We start from the raw sequence: 1,962 nt of genomic DNA, 5'->3' as shown, positions 1-1,962 counted from the left end.
GTGTTGAAGTCCTCGAAGCCGGGGACGACGCGGGAGATGCGGTCGCGGATGGTGCCGTAGTCCGTCTCGACGTCCTCCCAGGGTGTGGTGGAGGCGGGGCCGAGGACGGCGCGGGCGAGGCGGGCGACGATGGCGGGTTCGGAGAGCAGGTGGGGGCTCGCGGGGGTGAGGTTGCCGCGTGAGGAGTGGACGAGGCCCATGGAGTCCTCGACGGTGACGAACTGCTTCCCGCCGGCAGTTACGTCCTTGTCGGTGCGGCCGAGGGTGGGCAGGATCAGGGCGCGGGTGCCGGTGACGGCGTGGGAGCGGTTGAGTTTGGTCGAGACGTGGACGGTGAGCCGGGCGCGGCGCATGGCGGCTTCGGTGACGGCGGTGTCGGGGGTGGCGCCGACGAAGTTGCCGCCCATGGCGAAGAAGACCTTGGCGTCGCCGTCGCGGAGTGCCTGGATGGACCGTACGACGTCGTAGCCGTGGTGGCGTGGTGAGGTGATGCCGAATTCCTGGTCGAGGGCGTCGAGGAAGGCGGTGGAGGGCCGTTCGAAGATGCCCATGGTGCGGTCGCCCTGGACGTTGGAGTGGCCGCGTACGGGGCAGACGCCGGCGCCGGGCCTGCCGATGTTGCCGCGCAGGAGGAGGAAGTTGACCACTTCGCGGATGGTCGGCACGGAGTGCTTGTGCTGGGTGAGGCCCATGGCCCAGCAGACGATGGTGCGCCTGGACGCGAGGATCATGGTGAGCGCCTGTTCGATGGCGTCGCGGTCGAGGCCGGTGGCGGTGAGGGTCTCGTCCCAGTCGGCGGCGCGGGCCGCTTCGGCGAATTCCTCGTAGCCGTGGGTGTGTTCGGTGATGAAGCCGGTGTCGACGGCTCCGTCGGCCTCGATGATCATTTTGTTGAGGAGGCGGAAGAGTGCCTGGTCGCCGCCGATGCGGATCTGGAGGAAGAGGTCGGTGAGGGTGGCGCCCTTGAGCATGCCGCGTGCCGTCTGGGGGTTCTTGAACCGTTCGAGGCCGGCTTCGGGCAGCGGGTTCACCGAGATGATCTTCGCGCCGGCGGTCTTGGCCTGTTCGAGGGCCGCGAGCATCCGGGGGTGGTTGGTGCCGGGGTTCTGTCCGGCGACGATGATCAGGTCGGCCTGGTGGAGGTCCTCCAGGCTGACGCTGCCCTTGCCGATCCCGATGGTCTCGGTGAGGGCGGAGCCGGACGACTCGTGGCACATGTTGGAGCAGTCGGGGAGGTTGTTGGTGCCGAATTCGCGGGCGAAGAGCTGGAGGAGGAACGCCGCCTCGTTGCTGGTGCGGCCGGAGGTGTAGAAGAGCGCCTCGTCGGGGGAGGAGAGCGCGGTGAGCTCCTCGGCGATGATCTCGAAGGCGCGTTCCCAGGTCACTGCCTCGTACCGGTCGGCGCCCTCGGGCAGGTACACGGGTTGCGTGATGCGTCCCTGCTGGCCGAGCCAGTAGCCGCTGCGGGTGCCCAGGTCGGCGACGGGGTGGGCGGCGAAGAAGTCGGGGGTGACGCGGCGCAGGGTCGCTTCCTCGGCGACGGCCTTGGCGCCGTTCTCGCAGAATTCGGCGGTGTGGCGCTTGTCGCCCTCGGGCCAGGCGCAGCCGGGGCAGTCGAAGCCGTCCTTCTGGTTGACCTTGAGTAGGGTCTGCGCGGTGCGCCGGACGCCCATCTGCTGCTGGGCGACGCGCAGGGTGTGGGCGACGGCGGGCAGTCCGGCGGCGGCGTGCTGGACGGGTTCGATCTGCGGCGCGTCCTGGACCGGGTCACCGGTCGGGGGCTTGGTGGCCATGGTGCTCCCCTTCGAGCCTTCGGCCGCCTCCGGACGCGTGCGGGCGCGCGTGGCTCGTCACGTCGGGGCGTCCTGTTCACGTCTTCTTACGCCTTCACAGTCCTTCGATCCTGTCATGCACGCATGCCGGTGTGCTGCGGGGGAGAAGCGGGGAGGCCCGGGGGGAGGT

1 protein-coding gene is annotated in these 1,962 nt (G+C 69.7%); it reads right to left on the bottom strand.

Annotated features, from left to right (window positions below; genetic code table 11):
* A partial coding sequence (locus BFF76_RS28575) for an FdhF/YdeP family oxidoreductase (RefSeq protein WP_065849374.1) occupies positions 1–1,793 on the bottom strand: 1,793 nt, incomplete at its 3' end.
* Positions 1,794–1,962 lie beyond the last annotated feature (169 nt).

Source organism: Streptomyces mutomycini (assembly GCF_001700505.1).
Classification (GTDB): Bacteria; Actinomycetota; Actinomycetes; order Streptomycetales; family Streptomycetaceae; genus Streptomyces; species Streptomyces mutomycini.
This window is presented reverse-complemented; position numbering and strand designations above follow the sequence as displayed.